Source organism: Streptococcus sp. 2579, from assembly GCF_013277195.1.
Classification (GTDB): Bacteria; Bacillota; Bacilli; order Lactobacillales; family Streptococcaceae; genus Streptococcus.
In genome coordinates, this window is sequence record NZ_VMMM01000026.1 from 1 (window position 1) to 22,119 (window position 22,119).

Below are 22,119 nucleotides of genomic sequence, written 5' to 3' on the forward strand. Positions count from 1 at the left end.
GCTGATGGCTCGCTCGGGTTCTTGAGTAAAGGGCTTGTTCCCAAAAAACTCCAACCACGGCTTGCGAACCTCGTCTTTGCTGGTTTCTCTGTATTTCTTTAATTCCAAGAATGCCATCTTGACTAGATGGTTTTCTTGTCCATTGTTTGTGATGGTTAAGACTTCACCTGTCGTGTCTTCGCGCATACTGAAACTGTGGAAAGCTAAATCATCTTGGAAATAATTACTATCCACAATAGCTATTGCGTAAACAGGTGCGATATGCTTGTAACTCTGGTGAGTATTGCCCTCTTGCTGGCGAATTTTTTCTAGGTTTTGATTGACCTGACTGCACAGATAAGCCCACAGGCGATTGATGAAAAAATTCTGATGATGAACCTGAATTTCGATGATAACTTGCGTACCATTATCCAACTCCGCCAAAACATCTATACTTGTATAGAAATCCTGTGCCGAGTACGGTAAGGAAGGCAAGACGTGAATATTGCTTCCCTCCAAAATGGTCACATTTTTTGCTGGCAAGTCCAACATATCGCGAATAAATTGACAAGTGATTTCTGGATTGCTAAAGATTTTCTTAGCAACCAAGTCATTGGTTGGGCTAATGCCCGGATGACGTACAGTCATGTTTGCTCTCCTTTCATTATAGCACATTTTTTAATCTAATTTACTAGATTTGATGCTTCTATCTATTTATTCGGAAAAAGAGTAGAAAAAACAAAAGAAATTCAAACTTTATAGCAAAAGGAAATAAACTCTGAACAAATAGGATAGTAAAGTCGAATCAATTTCTAGCAATGTTTTATAAGTTATAATGTTCTGTTCTGAATTTAAGATAACATATAATTTAAAGAGACTGGACCAAAACTCAACTTCCGGAGAAAATAAAGTAAATCTTCCCACAATAAAACGAAAACGCATAGTCTCAAGTTTTGAACACCTGATACTATGCGTTTTTCTGATTTGAGAGGCTTTTTCTCAGCCTCTTCTTAATCTTATACTCAATGAAAATCAAAGAGGAAACTAGCCGCAGGTTGCTCAAAGTACTGCTTTGAGGTTGTAGATNNGGCAAGGCGACGTTGACGCGGTTTGAAGAGATTTTCGAAGAGTATTAGCTTTTCTCCACCCCACTACAGTTGACAAAGAGCCCAAAAAAAGAAGATGACGAATCATCTTCTTAAAAACTATGAGTTTTTAGTCTTCTTTTTTCTTGAAGAATCCTAATCCTAGACCTGCTAACAAGGTCATGATACCAGCGCTAGCCAAGCTAGCATTCGCTTCTGTACCTGTGTTTGGCAACTCTGCTTTATCAGATGTTTTTGTAGATGTTGCACTATCTACTGTCTTTTCTGATGTAGCTGTAGCCACTGCTTCACCTTTTTGTTCTGAAACTTTAGATGGTACTGGGCTTGCAGCCTGTTCTGGATTTGGAGTTTGGTCTTTTGGAGCAGGAGTTTGAGCTTGCTTGGTTCTAAACACATGAACTGTCAAGTTATCTCCCTCACGGTGACTCTCAACAAATTCATAGCCTGGAACCTCACCTGCTTCTTGCTTATCAACTGATGGCACTTTCAAGTCTTTTCCGTTTTCATCGCGCCATACTGTACGAACCGCTGGAGTTTCAGCTTTGTTTGGTTTTTCTGGCGTTGAAGTTGATGGCGAACTTGATGGAGTCATTGGATGACTAGTTGAGCTTTCTGGTGAACTTGGAGTTCCATTCGCTACTTTCTCAAATGTATGCGTCAAAATACCTTCTTCTAAGCGACTAGATAACCACTTGTAGCCTGCAATTTCGCCAGCAGGTTCTTTTTTGCCAACCACTGGTTTCTTAAGCTCAGTTCCTGCTGTATCTACCCATAGCGTTACTGGATGCTCTGGGTTTGCTTCTTCGATTGATAAAGCAGCGTATACAAACGGCGTATAACCACTCGTTTTATGCTTGGCTTGAGCTTGGACTTTTTGTTTATTGACAACTGATTCTCGTGGAATGGTTACAGTACCTGTTTTCTTGTCTAATGTAACATTTTCAGGTTGTTTGTCTAAAGTCCATTCGCCAGAAGGTTGCTTGGTAAGAGTTAGAACTTCATTACCAGAGCCATCACTCTTAGGATAGATAATTTTGACTGTATCTGCATCTTTTTTAGGAGCTTTTACTTCGAAACTTGCTTTATTTGGTTCTTCCACAATAGCGATAGTCGGCGGAGCTACCTTAAGATCTGGTTGGTCTTCACCTTCAGACGGTTGGACTGGTTGAGCTGGTGTTTCCGCAGGATTTGTTGGTTGTTCAGGTTGTGGAGTCTCCGGTGTTTCTCCTGGTTTCGGTTGCGGAGTCTCCGGTGTTTCTCCTGGTTTCGGTTGTGGAGTCTCCGGTGTTTCCCCTGGTTTTGGTTGTGGAGTCTCTGGTGTTTCCCCTGGCTTTGGTTGTGTACCACGTTTTACAACACGTGTAACTGGGTTTGTAGTTTCACTTGTTGGTTCATTTGCAGTCACTTCACCTGTATCAGGGTTGATTGCGTAGGTTGTAGTCTTAACTGTTTCACCATTGACACCAGCTGTAACTTCTCTCTCTTCCCCTTCTGGAATTGAGTTGTCATCCTCATAACGAGTTGGGAATGGAATTGGTGTTTTCTCTACTTTTGGTTGTGTACCACGTTTAACAACTCTTGTAACAGGGGGTGTTGTTTCTGACGTTGATGGATTTTCTGAGACTTTACCAGTGTTAGGATCCACTTCATAGGTTGTTGTCGTAACTGTTTTACCGTCTACACCTGGCGTTACTTCTGTTTCTTTACCTTTAGGTGATTCATCATCTTTTTCATAACGTGTTGTGAACGGAATTGGTGTTTCTTCAACCTTAGGTTGGGCACCGATTTTCACAACTCTTGTAACAGGGGGTGTTGTTTCTGACGTTGATGGATTTTCAGTCACTTTACCAATGTTAGGATCCACTTCATAGGTTGTTGTCGTAACTGTTTTACCAGCTTTACCAGCTACTTCAACATGTTCTTCACCTTCTGGGATATTGTCATCGCGTTCATAACGTGTTGGGTAATCAATTGGTGTTTCTACAACTTTTGGTTGAGTTCCACGTTTAACAACTTTCGTTACTGGATCTGTTGTTACTGTTTCTGGTTCATTTGGTGTTACTTCGCCTGTAGTTTCGTTTAGCTTATACGTTGTTGTCGTAACTGTTTTACCAGCTTTACCAGCTACTTCAACATGTTCTTCACCTTCTGGGATATTGTCATCACGTTCATAACGTGTTGGGTAATCAATCGGTGTTTCTACAACTTTTGGTTTTGTACCAACTTCGTAGATGTCATCGTCTTTGTCGGCTGTATCTCCTTCGTTAACATGGATACGATAATACTTAGATAAGACAACTGTCCCATCATCTTTCACAACATTTTTTTCTGCATTTGGATCTACTGTTATTGGTTTATTAGCCTCTACAATAGTATCATTCTCATCAATCTCACCATCAGCATTATCGGGTTTCCCATCGTTATTACTGTCATATATATCGTTAATATTCGTTACCCCTGCATCAACACGATGAGGATATTTAGGGTTAACCTCACTCACTTTGGGTTCAACAAATTGTGTACCAGCAATTGGATTACCTGCATGCTCATTTATAGTATCAGCATCAGCCCTTTTATATTTGGCGTCAATCACTCCATCATTATCTTCATCATATAATTTTTCAAATAATGATTTCATTTCTTCACTCTCTTCAGCCTCTGTCTCTTTAATAAAGCTTCTACCATTCTTACCTTCATGTATCAGTCTTGGCGTATGATCTTCAACCTTATCATTTCTTACATATTTTTTACCTTTAGGCACTCGAACTTCATACCCTTGATCTGAAGCAGATAAATCTGTAATTTTCTCTACCTCCTCCCCCGATTCATTATTTGAAGCGTAGACTACATTAGGTGCCATTATTGCAACACCACCTAGGGTAATGACAGTAGCCACTACACAGGAACCGAAAACTTTTCCGATTTTACGTAAAGCATACTTTTTATTCTTAGTTGATTGTCTTGACATATTTTCCTCAATTTTACTTTTATTTTAGTTTCTAGGTTGTTGACTCCGAGCCAAAAGCCAGATAACTCATCCAACTTTTGGCAGGAAGCAACGTTTTGATATTATTCGGATTCATCTTCTTTTTTCTTGAAGAATCCTAGTCCCAAACCTGCTAACAAGGTCAACAATCCTGCCCCAGCTAAGCCAGCATTAGCCTCTGTACCTGTGTTTGGCAACTCCTCTCTCTTACCTGTCTCATAAGTCGGAACTTCTGGATCTGGACTCACTGGAGTTTCAGGTTTTGGAGTATCTGGTTCTGGAGTTGGCTCTGGTATTGGAGTCTCTTGATTTGGTAGTTCTGGGCTTGATGTCGGAACACTTGGATGCTCTGGATTTGGTTGTGGGTTTGGTTTGTCTGGAGTCGGTTCACCTGGAGTACCTGGTTCCTGAGGACTTGGAATTTCCGGTTTTTCTGGAATTGGTTTATCTGGTGTTGAATTGTCCGGAGTTTTCACTAACTCATACACGTAGGTGATGACTGCTTCTGTATCACTTACTTTTCCTGTTTCAGCTGCGGAGCCTGCTTTGACTGCTTTGTATTTATAGACTTTTCCATCTTTTTCGATGCGGTCTTTCTTAGCGTCTGCGGCATTATAGTCCGTTCCTGTTTCCACATCTTTTTTCAGTTCGTTTGCTTCTGCGATTGTTTCTCCGGCTTCGTTTTCGTATTTTACGGTCACGTTTCCTGTTGCTGCCGGTGCTTCGCTTTCTTTATAAACTAAAGTTACTGTTCTACCTTCGCTTACAATATTCCCAGTTAAACCTGCAAAATTTGTATCGGATTCTTTAAAAGTATAATATGTCCCATCAGTGGTAGTCAGGCTACTGAGTTTTTTATCTGTGACATCATAACTCGTACCAATCAGTTGTTTTTTATTGGTAATGTAGGTTCCGTCACTTTCTTTTTCTCCAATTCCAGTATCATTTTTCAATGATAGCAAACGCCCTTGTTCATCAACATAGCGAACTTTCACATTTCCTGAGATTAGGTCTGCCAATTCTGAGGTTTTCTTCTTTTCCTTGATTTTTTCGGTTATTTTCTTTTTCTCTTCTTCGGGAATATTTAGTTTTGGAATGATTTTTTCAACAACGTTTCGTGATGGTTCCACAGTATCTTGGATGACTGAAAAGTCAGCTAGAATTGGGAGATTATACTGAACACGGTGACTTTGAGGGTTTACCCCTACTCTATCATTATTCTCTGAAAATACTTGTACGGTATAAGAAACAACATCTTTTCCTAATAGAACATCCCCAGTAGAGAAGTAGCCACCTTTTCCTAGATTGCTATCTCCAGGACCCACTGCGTCCCTAATCTTAGCAGATAGTTCTTTATCAGTCAGTACCTTCGTTCGCTCAATCCCTTTGTCTACCCCTACAAAATGTGAGAAGTGTTTGAACTCTTCAGAACCAGATCTAGCCCAACCATTATTAAGGACATTTGCTTTTGTATTTGTATTCTCTCTCTCAAAGGTTCTGGGATCAACATCATATGTCGCTGCACTTGCAGTTGCTTCTATATCTGACCCTTGGATACCCGCTTCCTTACTACCATTTCTAGCGGCAGTATAGGTGTAGTTTTTTGTTTCAACTTCCAGCTGATCATCGTTAACATGATAGATAATTTTCTTAGCACCTGGTATAAGAGTAGTAAGTAATCTATATGCTCTGTCATCAGCTTTAGCTTTATCTGCCTCCTTACTCGCGTTTAGCCAAGTTGGGGTATTAGGAGTATCTTTATCAGCCTCTTTCAATAAAGTATTCAACTCATTTGCTAGCTTTGTAGTTGACTGCGATGTGTTTGTAAAAGTTTTCTTCCATTCTGAATCTCTTTTTCCTGAATTTTTTATGTGCATGGTATCCTGGTCAACATTCAGCACAATATCGCCTTGTTTTTTAGCTTCTTCCATAGCTTCTGCTTCATATTGAGCAATAAGATCTTTATCTTCTTGCGTATATTTACTAGATGGTTTTCCTTTTAATAAAGGATTCGCATTTTTTTCTCTTGAGTAATTTTATTAACACGATATTTAAACTCATCTTTAAAAAATTTGGAAATTTGGAAATTCGCCTGTTCTACATTTAAACCTTTCTTATACAACTCTTCGTTTTGAACGATTTCGGCTATACGGTGAATGGTTTGATCGTATACCGTATTCTCTTGACCAGCAGTATTCTTAGTTTTAATGACTACTCGATAGGTTCCTTTAGAACCGTTAATATCTGAGATATATCCTGTTACAAATTCCACACGAACACGGCTTCCGAAGGCAGGAGAAAAGGCAGTAAACTGCTTTTCTATCCCATTATATCCAACAACACCTGGAGAATATTTATTATATTCATCCTTCTTCAAAAATGGAAGTTTATTATAATCAGTAGAATTCAAACCCGCACGTTCGTTTTGAGATTTAGGATCATAATCTGTATTATCCGAAACCTTCTCGTCACGATTGGCACGTGTACGTCCTTTAACAAGCATGAGCATATACCTGAAACGACGGTCTAAGGCTTGCTCGTGTACATAGATGTTGTCTAAAGCATCTCCGCCAAGCATACCGCCTTGTTCAATCTTACCATCTTCTTTCCTATACCAACCTGTGAAGTAACCTTGTTCGTTCTTTCTACCGATAACGAATTTACCTTTGGCTCCTTCTTTATCAATGGCACTCCAACCACCAAAATCATGGAGTTCTCGGATTTCACCTGGTTCTAAGTTCAGAGCATCACCAAGGGTGTTCATATTTCTCAAGTATGAACGTTCATTATTTTGGAAGTCGTCTGGCATATTTTTTACAATATCCCATAATTGTTCGAGAGTCAGATTTTCCTTAGGAGCATCAAATGTTAAGTTAGCATTCTTATCATCCCCACCATTTTCTTCATCTTTAGGTACACGTACCCCAGGCTGATTGTCTTTTACTGTGTCACCCTTACGATTGGCATCCAGTAAAGCTGAATCAGTATCTGCTGGGTCTGAACCTCCCTCATTTCCAGAAGTCGGCTCTGATTCAGTCCCTGTAGCGCCAGCTGGTGTCTCTCCTGTATCCCCATCAGGTAATTCTCTTTTACTACGAGTACGAGGTTTCGTACTTTCTGGAGCTACTAGCGGATTTTCAGCTACGGGAGCATTATAGGTGTTTGCTGCTGCATCAGTATTGCTGAGGTCAGACTTGTTTCCTGTCTCTCCATTTCCAGACTGTTTTGGATCTGTCGGGTTTGCTGTCCTCTCAGCTTCCCTCGCTGACTCCACGCCCTCAGCATGAGCAATCCCAGCTCCCATCAAAAGATAGAGCGCCCCAATGACAACACTAGCTGCACCGACACTCACTTTCCGAATACTGTATTTTAATTGTTTTTCTGGATGATTCATTCTTACACTCCTATATATATATATATATATTGTGCCCTATTACTTCCTATATAATAGAATACAATTCATGAATATATTATACACCAGTCGGCTTGAAACTTCAAATTTTTTGAATGGAAGACTAGGAGATAGACGACTCTTTTTACTGAGAGCAAAGCTAGGTTAGGAGTCCATCATCAGTAAGTCGACACCAAAGATGAAGCCTCATCATCCTTGCCTTGTCGTGTGCATATTATGGACTTACTTCCTCCTATCAGCAAGCTCAGCGCTGCGCTTTGAGACCTTTCCAGCTTGCTTTTGGATTTCCATTAACTTTTACACTTATTTCTTTCTTTAAAAAATGAGACAATTTGACATTTTTTCTACTCTTTTTCTACTTTTTCCCGAATAAATAGATAGAAGCATCGAATCTAGTAAATTAGATTAAAAAATGTGCTATAATGAAAGGAGAGGAAATATGATTCTCAGACATCCGGGCATTAGCCCGACCAACGATTTGGTTGCTAAGAAAATTTTTAGCAATCCAGAAATCACTTGTCAATTTATTCGCGATATGCTGGATTTACCAGCAAAAAATGTGACGATTTTGGAGGGAAGCAATATTCATGTCTTGCCTTCTTTACCCTACTCAGCGCAGGATTTTTATACCAGTATAGACGTCTTGGCGGAGTTGGATAATGGAACCCAAGTAATCATTGAAATTCAGGTACATCATCAGAATTTTTTCATCAATCGCCTGTGGGCTTACCTTTGCAGTCAGGTCAATCAAAACCTAGAAAAAATTCGTCAACGTGAAGGTGATACACACCAGAGCTATAAACACATCGCACCTGTTTACGCAATCGCAATTGTAGATAGCAACTACTTCTCGGACGATTTAGCTTTTCACAGCTTTAGTATGCGAGAAGATACGACAGGTGAGGTTTTAACTATCACCAATAACGGACAAGAAAACCATCTGGTCAAGATGGCGTTCTTGGAATTAAAAAAATACAGAGAAACCAGCAAAGACGAGGTTCGCAAACCGTGGTTGGAGTTTTTTGGGAATAAACCCTTTACCCAACAACCCGAGCGAGCCATCAGCCAAGCAGACCAACTGCTGGACTACAAGAGCTGGTCCGAGGAGGACAGGAAGATGTTTAGTCAACTACGTATGCGCGAAGAACAAGCCTTGTTAGCACAGGACTATGCCTTGGAAACAGCTAGGGCTGAGGGGGTTGAACAAGGACTTGAACGCGGTCGTGCAGAGGGTATTGAACAAGGTTTAGAGCGTGGGCGAGCAGAAGGCATTGAAGAGGGATTAAAAGTAGGTTTAGTAAATCTAGTACGTCAAGGTATTCTGACTTCCGAGGTTGCCAGCCAGCAATTGGGAATGACTGTGGCTGAGTTTGAAGTGCTGTTGAAATAACATAAGTGAGAAATCTGTAAGCGTTATGCAATCTTAAAACAACCTAAAAAAGATAGCTAAATTTCTTGATGTAAAGAGTTTGGCTATCTTTTTTGTTAGGAAAGTTTGAACTTTTCACTTTCTTTTCCGAATAAATAGATAGAAGCATCGAATCTAGTAAATTAGATTAAAAAATGTGCTATAATGAAAGGAGAAGAAATATGACTGTACGTCATCCGGGCATCAGCCCAACCAATGACTTGGTTGCTAAGAAAATCTTTAGTAATCCAGAAATCACTTGTCAATTTATTCGCGATATGCTGGATTTACCAGCCAAAAGTGTGACCATTTTGGAGGGAAGCAATATTCATGTCTTGCCTTCTTTGCCCTATTCAGCACAAGATTTCTATACCAGTATAGACGTTTTAGCTGAACTAGACAATGGCACTCAAGTTATCATTGAGATTCAAGTACATCATCAGAATTTTTTCATCAATCGCCTGTGGGCGTATCTGTGTAGTCAGGTCAATCAAAATCTAGAAAAAATTCGTCAACGTGAAGGTGATACCCACCAGAGTTACAAACACATCGCCCCAGTTTATGCTATCGCTATCGTGGACAGTAATTATTTTCAAGATGACTTAGCTTTTCATAGCTTTAGCATGCGAGAGGATACGACAGGTGAGGTTTTAACCATCACCAATAATGGACAGGAACATCATCTAGTCAAGATGGCGTTCTTGGAATTAAGAAAATACAGAGAAACCAGCAAAGACGAGGTTCGTAAGCCATGGTTGGAGTTTTTCGGGAATAAACCCTTTACCCAGCACCCCGAGCGAGCCATCAGCCAAGCAGACCAACTGCTGGACTACAAGAGCTGGTCCGAGGAGGACAGGAAAATGTTTAGTCAACTACGTATGCGCGAAGAACAAGCCTTGTTAGCACAGGACTATGCCTTGGAACAAGCTGAGGAAAAGGGCTTGGAGCGGGGACTAGAGCGTGGGCGAGCTGAAGGCGGTTTCGCAATGTTAGCAAATCTAGTTCGCCAACATGTATTAAGCACTGAATTTGCCAGCCAACAGCTGGGCATGACCGTGTCTGAGTTTGAGGCACTGTTGAAAGAACATAAGTGAGAAATCTGTAAATATTACACGATACAAAAACAACTAAAAAGGATAGCTAAATTTCTTGATGTAAAGAGTTTGGCTATCTTTTTTTACTTAATGTATTGCTATTTTCAGGAAAGTTTGAACTTTTCCCTTTCTTTTCCGAATAAATAGATAGAAGCATAGAATCTAGCAAATTAGATTAAAAAATGTGCTATAATGAAAGGAGAGCAAACATGACTGTACGTCATCCGGGCATCAGCCCAACCAATGATTTGGTTGCTAAAAAAATCTTTAGCAATCCAGAAATCACTTGTCAATTTATTCGCGATATGCTGGACTTGCCAGCCAAAAATGTAACTATTTTGGAGGGGAGCAATATTCACGTCTTGCCTTCCCTACCTTATTCGGCGCAAGATTTCTATACCAGTATAGACGTTTTAGCTGAACTAGATAATGGCACTCAAGTAATCATTGAGATTCAGGTTCATCATCAGAATTTTTTCATCAATCGCCTGTGGGCTTATCTATGTAGTCAGGTCAATCAAAATCTTGAAAAAATCCGGCAACGTGAAGGAGATACTCACCAGAGTTATAAACACATCGCACCTGTTTACGCAATCGCTATTGTGGATAGTAATTATTTCCAAGATGACTTGGCTTTCCACAGTTTTAGCATGCGCGAGGACACGACAGGTGAGGTTTTAACCATTATCAACAATGGTCAGGAAAATCATCTGGTCAAGATGGCATTCTTGGAATTAAAAAAATATAGGGAAACCAGCAAAGATAGTATTCGCAAACCATGGTTAGAGTTTTTCGGGAACAAACCCTTTACCCAGCAACCTGAGCGAGCCATCAGCCAAGCAGACCAACTGCTAGACTACAAGAGCTGGTCCGAGGAGGACAGGAAAATGTTTAGTGAACAACGCAGGCGTGAAGAACAAGCCTTGTTAGCACAGGACTATGCCTTGGAACAAGCTGAGGAAAAAGGATTAGAACGTGGTCGTGCAGAGGGGATTGAAAAAGGGCGAGAAGAAGGTCTTGAACAGGGACTGGAGCGAGGGAAAGTTGAAGGAAGTTTGTCCATGCTACTAAATTTAGTCCGCCAAGGTCTACTGACTTCTGAGATTGCCAGCCAACAGCTGGGTATGACCGTGTCTGAGTTTGAAGCCTTGCTGAAAGATTATCACCAATAACGGTCAAGAAAACCATCTGTTCAAGATGGCATTCTTAGAACTAAACGTCTAGTCACAGATTACTCAAAACACTGTTTTGAGGTTGTGTATAAAGAGGCTGGGTAACAGTCTTCTCATAATAAAACGTTTGGTATCAATGTTTTATTATGAGAAGACTTACTTTTTTTACTGAAATTCAATTTTTTCTAGCCTCAACATCGTATAAACCCCAAATTCAATCTGACCTGGTTTGAAGAGATTTTCGAAGCAGATAAGGTTTTACTAAAACTAAAAAAAATGATATAATCAAACTGATTAAATGTTTTAAAAATAAAGGAGAATTTGAATGTCTTACCAAGAAAATTACCAGAAATGGGTTGATTTTGCAGAGCTTCCTGACTACCTTCGTCAAGATTTGGAAAATATGGATGAAAAAACAAAGGAAGATGCCTTCTATACAAATCTTGAATTTGGTACTGCAGGGATGCGTGGCTTGATTGGCGCTGGTACAAACCGCATCAACATCTATGTTGTTCGTCAAGCTACTGAGGGATTGGCTCGTTTGATTGAGTCAAAAGGCGGAAACGAGAAAGAACGCGGTGTAGCAATCGCCTACGATAGCCGTCACTTCTCACCTGAGTTTGCCTTTGAATCTGCGGCAGTTCTTGCTAAACACGGCATCAAATCTTACGTATTTGAAAGCCTTCGTCCAACTCCAGAACTATCATTTGCGGTTCGTCACCTCAACTGTTTCGCAGGTATCATGGTCACAGCCAGCCATAACCCTGCTCCATTTAACGGTTACAAGGTTTACGGTGAAGATGGTGGACAAATGCCTCCACACGACGCAGACGCTTTGACTACTTATATCCGCGCAATCGAAAACCCATTTGCGGTAGAAGTTGCTGATGTGGAAGCTGAAAAAGCCTCTGGCTTGATTGAAGTTATCGGCGAGGCTGTTGATGTTGAATACCTCAAAGAAGTTAAGGACGTTAACATCAACCCAGCCTTGATTGAAGAATTTGGTAAAGACATGAAGATTGTCTACACACCACTTCATGGTACTGGTGAGATGTTGGCTCGTCGTGCTCTTGCCCAAGCAGGATTTGACTCAGTTCAAGTCGTTGAAGCGCAAGCAACTGCTGATCCTGACTTCTCAACTGTAAAATCTCCAAACCCAGAAAGCCAAGCAGCCTTTGCCCTTGCTGAAGAACTTGGTCGTCAAGTTGGTGCAGATGTTCTTGTGGCAACTGACCCAGACGCTGACCGTGTTGGTGTTGAAGTTCTTCAAAAAGATGGTAGCTACCTTAACCTATCAGGTAACCAAATCGGCGCTATCATGGCTAAATACATCTTGGAAGCCCACAAAAACGCTGGAACTCTTCCTGAAAATGCAGCGCTCTGCAAATCTATCGTATCAACTGACTTGGTAACGAAGATTGCTGAAAGCTACGGCGCAAGCATGTTCAACGTTTTGACAGGTTTCAAATTTATCGCTGAAAAAATTCAAGAATTCGAAGAAAAACACAATCACACTTACATGATGGGATTTGAAGAAAGCTTCGGTTACTTGATTAAACCATTCGTACGTGATAAAGATGCTATCCAAGCTGTTCTTGTCGTTGCTGAACTTGCTGCCTACTACCGTTCACGTGGTTTGACCCTTGCTGACGGTATCGAAGAAATCTACAAAGAATACGGCTACTACGCAGAAAAAACAATCTCTGTTACCCTTTCGGGTGTCGATGGTGCTGAACAAATCAAAGCGATTATGGCTAAATTCCGTAATAATGCTCCAAAAGAATGGAACGCAACAGCTATCACTGTCGTAGAAGACTTCAAGGCACAAACTGCTACTGCTGCTGACGGAACTGTTACAAACTTGACAACTCCTCCAAGTGATGTGTTGAAATACACACTTGCTGACGGTTCATGGATTGCCGTTCGCCCTTCAGGGACAGAACCAAAAATCAAGTTCTACATTGCAGTTGTAGGGGAAACCAACGAAGAATCACAAGCTAAGATTGCTAATATCGAAGCAGAAATCAATGCTTTTGTAAAATAAAGACCTAAAAAGATGAGACCAACCAATCTCATCTTTTTTTCGTATCAAATCTAAGCAATTTTAGAAACTTTATGGCATACTAGACTTATAAATGAAAGCGAGGTAATCTCATGGAACAATTTTTAGATAACATCAAAGACCTTGAAGTCACTACAGTTGCGCGTGCGCAAGAAGCTCTTGATAAAAAAGAAACTGCAACTTTCTTTATCGGTCGCAAAACTTGCCCTTACTGCCGTAAATTTGCAGGTACATTGGCTGGTGTCGTAGCTGAAACCAAAGCTCACATTTACTTCATCAATAGTGAAGAACCAAGCCAACTCAATGAATTGCAAGCATTCCGCTCACGCTACGGAATCCCAACTGTACCAGGATTTGTTCACGTTGCAGATGGACAAATCAATGTCCGTTGCGACTCTTCAATGTCAGCACAAGAAATCAAAGATTTCGCAGGATTGTAAAAAATCAGCTAACAAGTCTTAAAATCACAAAAACGCATAATGTAAGGTGCAAAAACCTTGATATTATGCGTTTTATTGTTCCTAAAACAGTTACATCAGCGTTTCGTTACAGCACATTTTAATTTTGGAAGTCAAATCAATTTTTAACAATGGTTTAGAAATCACAGTGGGCTATTCCATATTCAATTATCCAGATTCAATCGCTATTATCGTTTTCCTAGATTACAAAAAAACTACGTTTTGCTAATCAAAACGCAGTCTCAGCCACTATTTTATCTTACTGTCCTTCTTTTACTTCTTTGGTTGCTACATCTTCTCCAAACCATTTTTGGCTGATTTCTTGGAACTTGCCGTCCTTGTAAAGACTAGAAAAAGCTTCATTTATCTTCTTAACCAGAGTTGTATCTTCCTTACGGGCTCCAACCGCAAAAGCTTCTGTTTCTAGTCCAACTGTAAAGACATTATAATCGTTTAAAACACCTTCTGCTTCTAAATAATAGTTTGCATAGACACGGTCAATCAATAGACCGTCAATTCGATCGTTTTTCAAATCAATCAAGGCTTCATTAAAGGTTTGGTATTGATTCGCTTCCTTATTAGCGACAATATCCTTTAAAATCGCTGGGTTTGCTTCAAAGTCCGCATAACCAGATGAACCGGCTTGAGCTCCTAATGTCTTTCCAGCCATATCCTTTGCAGTCGTGATACCAGATGATTTCTTCGTAACCAATACCTGCTCATTCTTCATATATGAGTTACTGAAAGCTACCTTTTCACGGCGTTCGTCTGTAGCGGAATAGCCATTCCAAATCAGATCAATCGTTCCTTTTGTCAATTCAGCTTCTTTCAAATCCCAATCAATCGGTTGCCAATTTACTGTAATTCCGTATTTTTCAAAAACAGCTGTAGCTAAATCAATATCAAATCCTGCATAAGAACCATCTTTCTGAGCAAATCCCATTGGAACAAAAGTGCTATCAAATCCAATAGTAATAGACTTGTTAGACTGGTACTTAGACCAATTGTCTCCACTAGTTTCGCTAGTATTTTTCCCACAAGCTACTAAGAACAAAGCAGTCATCAGACTGACTAATACAAGCATCCATTTTTTCATCCATTTTTCCTCCTATTTAGGTTCTACTTTCAATAATACATCTGCGATATTTTCCGCGAACTGCAAATCGTGGGTTACCACAATCTGGGTCATCCCAAGTTCCCTATTTTGCAAGATTAGTTTTTCCACTTCCAAGCGCAATTCTGGATCTAGGGCAGAAGTTGGTTCATCGTAGCCAATGATTTCTGGGTCAATCATCATAGCACGCGCCAAAGCCACCCGCTGCTTTTGCCCACCAGATAATGAAAATGGATAGGCATCTGCATGCCCTGCCAGTCCTAACTGTTCCAAGAGTCCACTCGCCTTCTTCTCAGCTTCTTCCTGCTTCATCCCCATGGTCTTCACAGGCGATAAAGTCAAATTGTCCAAAACTGATAAATGAGGGAACAGTTGAAAATCTTGGAAGACAAATCCCAGTAGGTTTCGCTTCTGCAATTCATCCAGCTCTAAAGGTTGTCCATTATAAAAGATTTGCCCTGAATCAATGGTTTCAAGACCCGCAAGCATACGTAAAAGAGTTGTCTTACCGCCACCGGAAGGCCCAACGATAGCCAGGATTTGCTTTTCAGGAATACTTAGACTGAAATTAGATAAAATTTGCTTTTCACCAAATCCCTTATTGATATTTCGTAATTCTAACATGGCAGCCTCCTATCTATAATAACTATACTTCTTCTCAACTTTTTTAGAAATAATTGTCACAATCCCAATCAAAATCAAGTAAATGGCTCCTGCCAAGAACATGGGAACCAGACTGGCGTCACGGTTGGCAGCTGTTCGACTAGCCAAGATAAGGTCTGAAATTCCAAGAGCATAGACCAAAGAAGTATCCTTGACCAAACTCATAACTTCATTAAAGACACTAGGAAGAACGATCTTGGTCACTTGGGGCAAGATAATATAGCGCACTGTGGCAAAGGGACTAAACTTCAAGACCTTGGCAGCCTCATACTGTCCTCTTGGAATAGTGTCAATTCCTCCACGGAAAATTTCTGCAAAGTAAGCTGCATAGTTGAGAACAAAGGCAATAATGGCAGCAGGAAGGCGGTCTAAACGAATCCCAATACTTGGAAGCACATAATAAATAAAAATCAGTTGCAAGAGTAAGGGGGTGCCACGCATAACCCAGATGTAAATGTTAATCAGATAATGGAGGGGCTTCCAATGGACTTGCAAGGCAAAGGCAATCAAAACGCCCAAAGGAATCGAAAATAGCAAGACCAGTGCAAAGACCTGTACAGTCGTGCTCGCACCATTCAGTAAACTCGGTAATATCTCAAATAAATAAGACATACTGCACCTCCTAAAAGTAATTGTTCCTATTATAGCATGAATAAACAAAATAACCAACCATTTTTGTAAAAAAATTCTATCATATACAAATAAAAACCGTAGCTATCAAAAGAGATAAACTACAGTTCTATATGTTTAAACATTCTTACAATCTCTCAAACAGTTCTTGCATTTGCACATCATCTGGAATCAGTTTTAAGTAAGCTTGTGCATTAACTTTTGCTTCCTCAAAGTAGCCCAATTCACGCAAGAGGTAGATATAGTGTTCCAGAAACTCTGGATTGTCCTTTAAATCTCCTGCCAACTCTTGGTAAAGCTCATAGGCAGTATCCAAATCGTCCATTTCTTGATAGGAACGAGCAATCATCCACTTGGTCAAGAGATTTTCTGGCTCTTCGCTCTGCAAGTCTATAATATCCTCATAACGCTCCTGCTCCAGATAAATAGTTGCTAGACGGAGTAAGATTTCTTCCGTATCCTCAGCATCTTCTTTAGCAGTAAGGAGATAATTTTCTGCCCCACTAGCATCATGCAATTCATAAGAGAATTGTGAAGCAGCTAGCAAGAGGCGAGTTTCAAAGGGATTTTTCTCTAAGCCTTGCTTAGCGATACGCAGGGCTTCTTGAACTTGATGTTCCTTATGTAAGGCCTGACTGTACCCATACTCATATCCTTCAAAATCAGGAGAAATGGTATCAAGCTGCTTAAAGTAGAGGGTGGCTTTTTGATATTCTTCTTGATCAAAGTAAAGACTGGCCAGCTCAAAAGCTGTTAGGTCATCGTATTCTAACTCCAGAGCTTTTTCTAAAAACTCAGTAGCCGTTTCAAATTTCCCTAACTGGGCATAGGCAAAGCCAATTCGTTGATAGGTAGAAATGCCTGTTTGCTCATAAATAGTACGATTATCTAACTGGGCATAGCCTTGAATAGCTTCTTGGTAATTTTCCAACTCACTATCCAACTCTGCTAAGCCCAATATCAAGAGAGGATCCTCTGAGTAAGTCAAGGCCTCCAATAATTTCTCACGCGCCACATCTGTCAAACCTTCCAGCTGGTAAAGGTCTGCTTTAAGCGCCAAAGCCGAAATATACCAGTCACTGTCAGCTTGGATTTCCTCTAGATAGGCAAAGGATTCTTCTATTTGACCATCCTCGCTAGCGATTGCTGCTAGATTAAGATGAACCTCTGGAAAGTCCTCTACGATTTTCAGGTAAATTTCCTTGGCCTGAGGATAAAAACCAATCCCTTCAAGATAAGTTGCCAACTCATACAGAAGGTCACTTGGATCATTTTCTAAAGCTTTGACGAAATAATGTTCTGCCTTGGCTAAATCTTGCTCCTCCAAAGCCTGTAACATCTGTTGACTATTGTTCACTCTTGACTTCCTCGCCCTCTAATTCATATAGACCACTGACTACCTTATACCATTCGAAAATGGCTGAAATGACAACCTTAGCAGAGGCATAAACCGGAATACCAAGTAAAACTCCCCAGATACCAAACATAGATCCTGAAGTTAACAAAACAAAGAGAACATTAATGGGATGGATGTTTAATTGACTTCCCAAAATCAATGGAGAGACAAAACGGCCTTCAATAGTTTGTTCTACGATAAAGACAATCACTACTTTCAAAAGCATGACTGGACCAGCAATCAAGCCCAGAACTAAGGCAGGAAGCATGGCTAGGAAGCTACCAAGATAAGGAACCAGATTTAGAATACCGGCAGTAACACCCAGCGTAACCGCATAGCGTAGACCAATGATCTTGAAGAAGATCATAAACATTACTGCAACAATAATAGCCACTGTCACTTGCCCTCGAACATAGTTGGACAACTGTTGATTCACATCTGACAAAACTTGTCCTACAGGTTCTTTCAATTTTGTTGGCATGAATTGGGTCAAATAGTTACGCAAGTCTTTCCCATCACGCAAGAGATAAAAGAGCATGAAAGGAACGATAATCAAGGCAACAATCACTTGAGATGCCCCGCTAATAAAGGCGCTCACCCAGTTGACTGCCTGAGATGAAACCTTACTTGCCCAAACTGTAGCCTGGCTAGAGAAGTTTGTCAAAACTTGTTCTAACTGAGGCCTGAAATCATCTGGTAAACGCTTGGTTACCAAATCATCAATAACCCTATCTGCATCTTCAAGATAGATTGGTACATTTCTTGCGAATGTCAAAACCTGACGTTGCAGATTTGGAATGGCGACTGCCAAGCCCCAAATGATAAAGAGAGCTATGATGACAAAGACAATGCTGATGGCTATGACGCGATTAACCTTACGCTTCTCCATCCAATCAACAATAGGATTCAGTAAATAGTATAGTAAACCAGATAGAATGACTGGCAACATCACAACTGCTAAAAAGTCTAAAACAGGTGAAAATAGAAAACTAATCTTACTTAAAATAAAAAGATTCAATCCCAATAATAAGGTTACTAAAAATACCGTAATGGCCTTGTTATCTAAAAACCACTTAAAAAACCAAGATAGGCTAAAATGTTTCTCTTTTTGCTCCATAAATACTTCCTTTCTATCGTTCTCTCATTATACCATTTTTGAAGTAAAATAACTCTTTTTTTAAGTGCTTATACTCTTCGAAAATCAAATTCAAACCACGTCAGCTTCGCCTTGCCGTACTCAAGTACAGCCTGCGGCTAGCTTCCTAGTTTGCTCTTTGATTTTCATTGAGTATTACATGGAGACAGCGACATAAAAAATCTCCTCAAAAGAGGAGATTCAATTATTCTTGAATATGACGGTCTAAGTTCTTCTGATAATCAGCATTTGATTTGGCTTTTTCATCAGCAAATTTCTTACGGAACTCATCCATTTCTTTAGACGTTACAATCTTGTCTTGTAATTTTTGGTACTTGTAGCTGTGTTCACTTGTCTTATCACCTACCCAACCATCTGCACCGCTACCTGGAACTTTCTTCGTTATTAGCATTTGGGCACCATCTGAGTATACAGGAATAACCAAGGCACTATCTGTTAACCAAGCTTGAGCTTTAGCATATTTAGAATAACGTTTTTGCAGATCTGTTTTCTCACCACTAGCATCCGTAATTAACTCTTTAAACTTATCTAAACCAACAGCTTTGATTGCCGGATTATCTGTACCTGGTGCTACACCAAGTGCTCCTAGAAGAGTTGGGCCAGACGTTGGATCAAATACATCTAAATAGGTTGATGGATCTGCATAATCAGGACTCCAACCACTATTTACATTGATATCCCAATCAATATTGTCAGTTGATGTTGCAAATACTGTCATATTTCCCAATTCATCATCAGAAACTTGTTGAATGTCAATCACTATATTTTCAGAGCCTAAGGCTTCCTCAATGGATTGTTTATAAGATTGGGCTTGACGAATAAAATCTGTCTGAGTAGAGGAAACTGGAAGGTCTAAATGAACGGGGAACTGTACTCCATCGGCTTGAAGTGTTTTCTTAGCAACTTCAAATTTAGCTTTAGCCTTGTCTACATTATGAAGTGAATCTTGTGCATCATCAAGACTCACGTCTTTCCAAGCGCTATCCAACTTATCCAGTTCTTCCTTAGCTACTTGCCCAAACGACTGCTCTCCAACTTGGACAAATGTTGGAGGGGTAAAACTTGTACGTAATTTACGAGGTGCCACTTCGTCCCCAAATACTTGAGATACTGCAGCCGTACGATCTGCAGCGAAAGCCAAGGATTGACGGAAATCTTTATTCAACAAAGCCTTTTTAGTGGATGATTTTTCCACATCACTTGTTTTAGCAGTATGGTTATAAGCTACACGATCAATATTAGTAGACATATAGAATACGCCACCTCTTTGTTGACCATATACAATATTATCCTTGTACTTTTCTTTTAGACGTTCATAGTTGGCAGAATTTTTAAAGAGAGGTGCCGCTGGATAATGTCCTTCATCAAAGCCACGTCCAAGAGAATCGGCATCCTGACCATCAAAGAAAGACAATTTAATATCATCAATAAAGACATTTTGCTTATCCCAATAGTTTTGATTTTTGGTCATCTCAATGGAAGATTTAGATGTCAATCCCTTGAGGAGGTAGGCACCATTATAAAGAATGCTTGTTACATCAGTCGCCTTCCCAAAGTCATCTCCTTTAGAAGCCAAAAAGTCCTCGCTAATTGGGGCAAGAACGCCCATTGTTGTCTTAGAATTCCAGAAAGATTCTGGATGGTTCAAAGTGTAAACAACCGTATAATCATCTGTTGCTTTTACACCAACAGTAGAGAAATCTGTTGTTTTCCCATTGACATAATCGTCCAAACCTTGAACCGAGTCTTGAACCAGATAAAGAGCCTGTGATTTCTTATCAGCTGCGTGCTTCAGACCAGTTACAAAGTCCTGAGCTTTGACTTCACCATACTCTTCGCCTTCATTGGTATACCATTTGACACCCTGACGGATTTTATAGGTATAGGTCAAACCATCTTTTGAAACAGTCCAATCTTCTGCAACTGATGGAACCAGATTCCCATATTGGTCATTTTCAAGTAGACCGTCAATAACGTTCCCTGTGACCTGTTTTGTACTCTTGTTACCAGAAACTGTATAATCCAGAGTCGTAGGATCTGTAGAGAAGACATAGGTATAGGTAACAGGTTTAGTAGCATCTTTACCACCTGTTGAACACGCTGCTAGCATAGCTGCCGAGAGTATAGCTACACCAGCTGCTAGAAAAACTCGTTTTTTCATAGTAAGGACTCCTTTAAACATTTTATGAGTTCATTATAGCACTTTTAAGAAGAAAAGTAAGGAAAACAATCTCAATATTATTATGTTTTTTAAAAAACCAATCAATTATTTTTTAAAGTGCTTACATCTAATTGGATGTCTTTAATTGGCTTGTTTTTGTGATATAATAGTCTTATCTTTATATAGAGGTAGAGTTATGAAAGAAACTGTTTATTTTGGAACTTACACACGTCGTACTTCCCAAGGGATTTACAAGGCTGACTTTGATACAGAAACTGGTCAGCTTTCAAACCTAGAACTTTTTGCAGCTGAGCCAAGTCCAACCTACCTTGCCTTTGACCAGCACCAACACCTATACACTGTTGGTAGTCAAAATGGCAAGGGGGGCATTGCAGCCTATCAAACTGACGGGACTTTATTAAATCACGTCGTTGAGGAGGGAGCCCCCCACTGTTATGTTGCCGTTGATGAAAAGCGTGATTTGGTCTATGCAGCCAACTACCATAAAGGACAGGTCCTTGTTTATAAACGTCAGGAGGATGGGAGTCTTTTACTTAGTGATGTAGATCAACACAGTGGCCAAGGTCCACATGAGAATCAAGCTTCCCCCCATGTTCACTATACAGATTTAACACCTGACCACTATCTAGTGACCTGTGATTTGGGTACTGACCAAGTTATCACTTATGACCTTGATCAAGAAGGGAAATTATCTAAACTCTATACCTACAATAGTATTCCTGGAGCTGGTTCTCGTCATATCGTTTTCCATAACCATTATAAAATTGCTTATCTCATTTGTGAACTCAATAGTACTATCGAGGTTTTAATCTACGATGGTGTTGGCGAATTTGAACGTATGCAGGTTATTTCAACTTTACCAGAAGCTTACGAAGGCTTTAATGGAACCGCTGCTATTCGTCTCTCTAAAGACGGTAAATACCTCTACGCTTCTAACCGTGGCCATGATTCTATCGCAGTATATACCATCCTTGCGGACGGTAGCTTAGAGTTGCTAGAAATCGTTCCAACGCATGGTCAGACTCCACGTGATTTTGATTTGACACCCGACCAAAAATTTCTCATTGTTGTCCATCAAGACTCTGACAATGCAACTGTCTTTAAACGTAATTGTGACAATGGTCGTCTAGCAGAACTCTCCAACGACTTCCATATTCCCGAAGCAGTCTGCATCCGTTTTGCTCCTTAATACTCTTCAAAAATCTCTTCAAACCACGTCAGCGTCGCCTTACCGTAGGTATGGTTACTGACTTCGTCAGTTCTATCCACAACCTCAAAACTGTGTTTTGAGCTGACTTCGT

Annotated in this window: 15 protein-coding genes and 4 pseudogenes; 6 read left to right on the forward strand and 13 right to left on the reverse strand. The window is 40.2% G+C overall.

Annotated elements, in window-relative coordinates; all coding sequences use genetic code 11:
* The 7 genes and pseudogenes from HT725_RS09865 to HT725_RS10355 form a co-directional block, all read right to left on the reverse strand.
* A partial coding sequence (locus HT725_RS09865) for an Rpn family recombination-promoting nuclease/putative transposase (RefSeq protein ID WP_240149625.1) occupies positions 1–627 on the reverse strand: 627 nt, incomplete at its 3' end.
* Between the two features lie 567 nt (positions 628–1,194).
* The gene (locus tag HT725_RS09870) at positions 1,195–4,053 is read right to left on the reverse strand and encodes a G5 domain-containing protein (protein WP_173253532.1); all 2,859 of its coding nucleotides are present in this window, start codon (positions 4,051–4,053) and stop codon (positions 1,195–1,197) included.
* Positions 4,054–4,154: 101 nt separating this feature from the next.
* A pseudogene (locus HT725_RS10340) lies at positions 4,155–4,586 on the reverse strand (LPXTG cell wall anchor domain-containing protein); the annotation flags it as partial.
* A 24-nt stretch (positions 4,587–4,610) separates the two neighbouring features.
* Positions 4,611–4,772: pseudogene (locus HT725_RS10345) on the reverse strand (hypothetical protein); the annotation flags it as partial.
* A 15-nt stretch (positions 4,773–4,787) separates the two neighbouring features.
* Positions 4,788–5,584: pseudogene (locus HT725_RS10350) on the reverse strand (MucBP domain-containing protein); the annotation flags it as partial.
* Between the two features lie 116 nt (positions 5,585–5,700).
* Positions 5,701–5,972: pseudogene (locus HT725_RS10475) on the reverse strand (hypothetical protein).
* A gap of 98 nt (positions 5,973–6,070) precedes the next feature.
* Entirely contained in the window at positions 6,071–7,465 is a 1,395-nt protein-coding gene (locus tag HT725_RS10355) for a YSIRK-type signal peptide-containing protein (RefSeq protein WP_240149626.1), read from the reverse strand.
* A 457-nt stretch (positions 7,466–7,922) separates the two neighbouring features.
* Between HT725_RS10355 and HT725_RS09880 the strand changes: the two genes are divergently transcribed.
* From HT725_RS09880 to HT725_RS09900, 5 genes are all read left to right on the forward strand, one after another.
* Positions 7,923–8,873: an Rpn family recombination-promoting nuclease/putative transposase gene (locus HT725_RS09880; RefSeq protein ID WP_173253533.1), complete on the forward strand. Its 951-nt coding sequence runs from the start codon at positions 7,923–7,925 to the stop codon at positions 8,871–8,873.
* 200 nt (positions 8,874–9,073) lie between these two features.
* Positions 9,074–9,985 carry an Rpn family recombination-promoting nuclease/putative transposase gene (locus HT725_RS09885; protein WP_173213568.1) on the forward strand — a complete coding sequence of 304 codons (912 nt, stop codon included), beginning with the start codon at positions 9,074–9,076 and terminating at the stop codon, positions 9,983–9,985.
* A 209-nt stretch (positions 9,986–10,194) separates the two neighbouring features.
* A complete protein-coding gene (locus HT725_RS09890; protein WP_173213566.1) occupies positions 10,195–11,157 on the forward strand; it encodes an Rpn family recombination-promoting nuclease/putative transposase in 963 nt (320 codons plus the stop codon).
* Positions 11,158–11,482: 325 nt separating this feature from the next.
* Positions 11,483–13,201, forward strand: coding sequence for a phospho-sugar mutase (locus HT725_RS09895; protein WP_173213564.1), 1,719 nt, complete (start codon positions 11,483–11,485; stop codon positions 13,199–13,201).
* A gap of 110 nt (positions 13,202–13,311) precedes the next feature.
* Positions 13,312–13,659: a thioredoxin gene (locus HT725_RS09900; protein ID WP_138702464.1), complete on the forward strand. Its 348-nt coding sequence runs from the start codon at positions 13,312–13,314 to the stop codon at positions 13,657–13,659.
* Positions 13,660–13,936: 277 nt separating this feature from the next.
* Here the strand turns inward: HT725_RS09900 and HT725_RS09905 are convergent, their stop codons facing one another.
* The 6 genes from HT725_RS09905 to HT725_RS09930 form a co-directional block, all read right to left on the reverse strand.
* Positions 13,937–14,773 (reverse strand): amino acid ABC transporter substrate-binding protein, encoded by an 837-nt coding sequence (locus HT725_RS09905; protein WP_173253534.1) that lies wholly within the window; start codon positions 14,771–14,773, stop codon positions 13,937–13,939.
* A gap of 12 nt (positions 14,774–14,785) precedes the next feature.
* Positions 14,786–15,415: an amino acid ABC transporter ATP-binding protein gene (locus HT725_RS09910; protein ID WP_173253535.1), complete on the reverse strand. Its 630-nt coding sequence runs from the start codon at positions 15,413–15,415 to the stop codon at positions 14,786–14,788.
* A 9-nt stretch (positions 15,416–15,424) separates the two neighbouring features.
* The gene (locus tag HT725_RS09915) at positions 15,425–16,066 is read right to left on the reverse strand and encodes an amino acid ABC transporter permease (protein WP_031222863.1); all 642 of its coding nucleotides are present in this window, start codon (positions 16,064–16,066) and stop codon (positions 15,425–15,427) included.
* A 145-nt stretch (positions 16,067–16,211) separates the two neighbouring features.
* Positions 16,212–17,441, reverse strand: coding sequence for a tetratricopeptide repeat protein (locus HT725_RS09920; protein WP_173253536.1), 1,230 nt, complete (start codon positions 17,439–17,441; stop codon positions 16,212–16,214).
* On the reverse strand, positions 17,431–18,597 hold the full coding sequence (locus HT725_RS09925) for an AI-2E family transporter (protein ID WP_173253537.1): 1,167 nt from the start codon (positions 18,595–18,597) through the stop codon (positions 17,431–17,433). The genes HT725_RS09920 and HT725_RS09925 overlap by 11 nt, the downstream gene beginning before the upstream one ends.
* Positions 18,598–18,820: 223 nt before the next feature.
* Complete coding sequence (locus HT725_RS09930; protein ID WP_173253538.1) at positions 18,821–20,797, reverse strand: peptide ABC transporter substrate-binding protein; 1,977 nt, start codon at positions 20,795–20,797, stop codon at positions 18,821–18,823.
* 196 nt (positions 20,798–20,993) lie between these two features.
* Between HT725_RS09930 and HT725_RS09935 the strand changes: the two genes are divergently transcribed.
* Positions 20,994–22,007, forward strand: coding sequence for a lactonase family protein (locus HT725_RS09935; protein WP_173253539.1), 1,014 nt, complete (start codon positions 20,994–20,996; stop codon positions 22,005–22,007).
* Positions 22,008–22,119: the final 112 nt, after the last annotated feature.

Bases quoted from the DNA above. Each gene is read 5' to 3' on its own strand.
- HT725_RS09870 (WP_173253532.1), bottom strand. From the start codon at position 4,053: ATGTCAAGACAATCAACTAAGAATAAAAAGTATGCTTTACGTAAAATC.
- HT725_RS10355 (WP_240149626.1), bottom strand. From the start codon at position 7,465: ATGAATCATCCAGAAAAACAATTAAAATACAGTATTCGGAAAGTGAGT.
- HT725_RS09880 (WP_173253533.1), top strand. From the start codon at position 7,923: ATGATTCTCAGACATCCGGGCATTAGCCCGACCAACGATTTGGTTGCT.
- HT725_RS09885 (WP_173213568.1), top strand. From the start codon at position 9,074: ATGACTGTACGTCATCCGGGCATCAGCCCAACCAATGACTTGGTTGCT.
- HT725_RS09890 (WP_173213566.1), top strand. From the start codon at position 10,195: ATGACTGTACGTCATCCGGGCATCAGCCCAACCAATGATTTGGTTGCT.
- HT725_RS09895 (WP_173213564.1), top strand. From the start codon at position 11,483: ATGTCTTACCAAGAAAATTACCAGAAATGGGTTGATTTTGCAGAGCTT.
- HT725_RS09900 (WP_138702464.1), top strand. From the start codon at position 13,312: ATGGAACAATTTTTAGATAACATCAAAGACCTTGAAGTCACTACAGTT.
- HT725_RS09905 (WP_173253534.1), bottom strand. From the start codon at position 14,773: ATGAAAAAATGGATGCTTGTATTAGTCAGTCTGATGACTGCTTTGTTC.
- HT725_RS09910 (WP_173253535.1), bottom strand. From the start codon at position 15,415: ATGTTAGAATTACGAAATATCAATAAGGGATTTGGTGAAAAGCAAATT.
- HT725_RS09915 (WP_031222863.1), bottom strand. From the start codon at position 16,066: ATGTCTTATTTATTTGAGATATTACCGAGTTTACTGAATGGTGCGAGC.
- HT725_RS09925 (WP_173253537.1), bottom strand. From the start codon at position 18,597: ATGGAGCAAAAAGAGAAACATTTTAGCCTATCTTGGTTTTTTAAGTGG.
- HT725_RS09930 (WP_173253538.1), bottom strand. From the start codon at position 20,797: ATGAAAAAACGAGTTTTTCTAGCAGCTGGTGTAGCTATACTCTCGGCA.
- HT725_RS09935 (WP_173253539.1), top strand. From the start codon at position 20,994: ATGAAAGAAACTGTTTATTTTGGAACTTACACACGTCGTACTTCCCAA.